General features: G+C 62.2%; 2 protein-coding genes and 1 pseudogene. 2 read left to right on the top strand and 1 reads right to left on the bottom strand.

The features are described from left to right. On the bottom strand, positions 1-1,716 hold a 1,716-nt coding region (locus ABT116_RS43405; protein ID WP_502984050.1), incomplete at its 3' end, for an amino acid adenylation domain-containing protein. On the opposite strand from ABT116_RS43405, the pseudogene ABT116_RS43400 reads away from it, so the two are divergent. After that, positions 1,630-1,917 (top strand): annotated as a pseudogene (locus ABT116_RS43400) (DNA-3-methyladenine glycosylase I); the annotation flags it as partial. The gene ABT116_RS43405 and the pseudogene ABT116_RS43400 overlap by 87 nt on opposite strands. A 92-nt stretch (positions 1,918-2,009) precedes the next feature. Then, a partial coding sequence (locus ABT116_RS43395; RefSeq protein ID WP_351646283.1) for a hypothetical protein occupies positions 2,010-2,180 on the top strand: 171 nt, incomplete at its 3' end.

The raw sequence follows: 2,180 nt of genomic DNA, 5'->3' as shown, positions 1-2,180 counted from the left end.
GTCGTACACGCCCACCGTGGACGTTCCCAGCAGATCATCGAAGATTGCGGCAACCGTCTCCTCGACCGGCGTTCGCGGCGCGACATACTGCAGCGATTGAGGTTCGAAGTTGATGTCCGGGAGGGCTTTACGATCCAACTTCCCATGCACCGTCACCGGAAACTCCCCCAACACCACCACCACCGACGGCACCATGAACCCCGGAAGAGACCTCCGCACCCCCTCCAACACCGCCACCTCGTCCACCACCACCCCCACACACCCCACCACAAACCCCACCAAAAAATCCCCACCCACACCCGACCTCAACACCACCACCGCACCAGCCACCCCCACCTGAGCAGCCAACACCGCCTCCACCTCACCCAACTCCACCCGCTGCCCCCGCACCTTCACCTGAAAATCACTACGCCCCACAAACTCCAACACCCCACCACACCCCCACCGCACCACATCACCCGTCCGATACACCCGAGCACCCACCACCCCCGACACCGGATCCGCCACAAACCGACCCACCGTCAAATCCGCACGACCCTCATACCCCCGAGCCACCTGCACCCCACCCACATACAACTCCCCCACCACACCCACCGGAACCGGCCGCAACCGCGAATCCAACACCAACACCCGCGTATTCCACACCGGCCGACCAATCGGAACACCCACCCCCACAACACCCTCCACCACATGAAACGTCACATCCACCGACGCCTCCGTCGGCCCGTACAAATTCACCAACTCCGCACCACACACCCCCGCAAACCGCCCCGCCAACACCGACGACAACCCCTCACCCGACACAAACACCCGACGCAGACTCGAACACCCCACCACCACCGAAGGCTCCCCCACGAACACCTCCAACATCGACGGCACAAAATGCACCACCGACACACCCCACCGCTCGATCACACCCACCAAATACACCGGATCACGATGCCCACCCGGATCCGCCACCACCAACCGCGCACCCACCATCAACGGCCAAAACAACTCCCACACCGACACATCGAACGACACCGGCGTCTTCTGCAACACCACATCCCCCACACCCAACGGAAACTCCCCCTGCATCCACAACAACCGATTCACCACCCCCGCATGCGAGACCATCACCCCCTTCGGACGACCCGTCGACCCCGACGTGAACATCACATACACCGCATGCTCAGGCAACAACACCCCCAACCGATCCCCCACCCCCACCGGACCACCCGAAAACCCCGAAACATCAACACAACCCACATCCACAAACCCCACCCCCACCGGCAAACACCCACCATCACCAGCCCGCGACAACACCACCACCGGATCCACCACCCCCACCACAAACCCCACCCGCTCCACCGGCGCACCCACATCCACCGGAACGAACACCCCACCAGCCCGCACCACCGCAAACACCGCCACCAACAACTCCACCGACCGCGACAACGCCACACACACCCGCGACTCCGGACCCACACCCAACGAAATCAACAACCGCGCAAAACGATTCACCCGAACATCGAACTCACCCCACGACAACACCACCCCACCACACACCAAACCCCCACCACCCACACCAGCAAACCGACCATCCAACACATCCACCAACGTCAAACCCCCCACAGCCACCCCCACACCATCCCAACCACCCACCACCAACCCACGCTCGCCGGCGACAAACACGTCGACGAACTGTTCGAGCGGCTCGCCCTCGAAGCATTCCAATCGGGACTGTCGTGGATCACGATTCTGCGTAAACGCGAGGCGTTCCGCGAAGCCTTCGACGGGTTCGATCCGGACAAGGTCGCAGCGTACGGAGTTGCGGACGTGGAGAGACTGCTCTCCGATGCCGCGATCGTCCGCAATCGCGCGAAGATCGAGGCGACGATTTCCAACGCCCGAGTGCTCGTGAATTCACCCGATCTGGACCTCGATTCGTTACTCTGGTCGTTCTCGCCGAGACGGGCAAGATCAACGCACAGATCGAGGAGAACTACAGCGGTCGCGACCTGGTTCGTGTGTACGGGCATCAGGCCGAAGCCGAGCGTGAATTCGCCGAGCAGAACAAGAAGCTCCTCGACGCGTCCTTCGGCGCACAGTTCCTCTCCAGTCTGATCATGCCGGTCATGAACTTCGTCGGAAACATCACCTACGTGCTGCTCGCTGTGGTCGGCGCACTCAAGGTCGCC

It is taken from the genome of Streptomyces sp. NPDC002130, from assembly GCF_040296465.1.
Classification (GTDB): Bacteria; Actinomycetota; Actinomycetes; order Streptomycetales; family Streptomycetaceae; genus Streptomyces.
Note: the sequence above shows the minus strand (reverse complement) of the source record. Positions and strands in the feature narration are given on the sequence as shown.